Below are 1,051 nucleotides of genomic sequence, written 5' to 3' on the forward strand. Positions count from 1 at the left end.
TGTCTCGGGCTTTGACGTTTTTGAGTTTCTTTTTCGCGTCAGCGCGCAGTTCGTTCGTTTCGCCGGAACGGTAGCGCGAGACCGCTGATCGTGAACGGCCGATTTTCTTTGCGACAGCGTCGATTCCGCCGAGGCGTTCGATGGCGGCTCGCCGTTGTGCGCGTTCGGTGACGTCGGGGTGTGGGATTCGTCCTTGCTGCGCCCAGCGGCGCAGTGTTCGGTCCGAGGGGGGCTTTCTTCCGGCGTCGACAGCTGCTTGCCGTAGGCCTTCTTTGCCGATTTCGGTACGGATCTGGCGTACGGAGACTTTGCTGGTGAGTCCGGCCAATCCCCCACTTTTGACCGATTTAGATTTTTCGATACCGCTGGTCGCTGCTGTCGAGACGGATACGTTGAGTCCGTCCAAGCCGACGGTCTTTTGTGCGGGTTTGGTTGATCGCGGTTTCGGAAGATGCAGGGCCACTATATGTTTCCTTCATCTTCGTCGGTGAACGCAGCTTTGAGTGCGAGGTTGATCTCGTGGGTGTCGCGGGCGTCGGTCAGCATGACGGTTATGTTTTCGGTGAGCGGGGCGCTCTTTTCCAGAGTCATTTTCCCGAGTGCGTCACTGTTGTCTGCGATGTCGATGCCCGGGGGCAGCGGGTAGACCCAGGAGTCGGTGACGGTGCGCAGTGGCCAACGCCCGGTTTCGCGTGCGATGCGCATCGCGACGCGGCGGCCTCGCCAGCGGCAGTGTGCGATGATCGCTGCTCGCCAGAGCGGTTGGTGGTGGTGTTGCATTTGTTTGGCGGTCCACATGTCGGGGTTGACCATTCGGCCGATGTAACCCTTGTAGCAGGCGCCGATGAACCGTTTCATTGCTGTGTCGCCTGTGTCGACGGCAACTTTGCGGGCTTCTCGCAAGATTTTCGCCCACTTGTCGAGGGCTCGACCCTGTTCGGGGTAGACCCATGCTTCTGCGATGTCGAGGTCGTCGAGTTCTGCGCCGATTCCGCCATCGGCGATGGACGTTTGAAGTGCATCGAGGCTGACGGTGGTGATCCAGGTCTGC

At 59.9% G+C, this 1,051-nt stretch carries 2 pseudogenes; both read right to left on the bottom strand.

Annotation, left to right across the window (positions count from 1 at the left end):
- Nucleotides 1–463 (bottom strand): annotated as a pseudogene (locus A2J01_RS24030) (hypothetical protein); the annotation flags it as partial.
- Nucleotides 463–1,051, bottom strand: a pseudogene (locus tag A2J01_RS36540) (hypothetical protein); the annotation flags it as partial. The pseudogenes A2J01_RS24030 and A2J01_RS36540, both read right to left, overlap by 1 nt.

The sequence above is a fragment of the Rhodococcus sp. EPR-134 genome (assembly GCF_001647205.1).
Taxonomy (GTDB): domain Bacteria; phylum Actinomycetota; class Actinomycetes; order Mycobacteriales; family Mycobacteriaceae; genus Rhodococcus_F; species Rhodococcus_F qingshengii.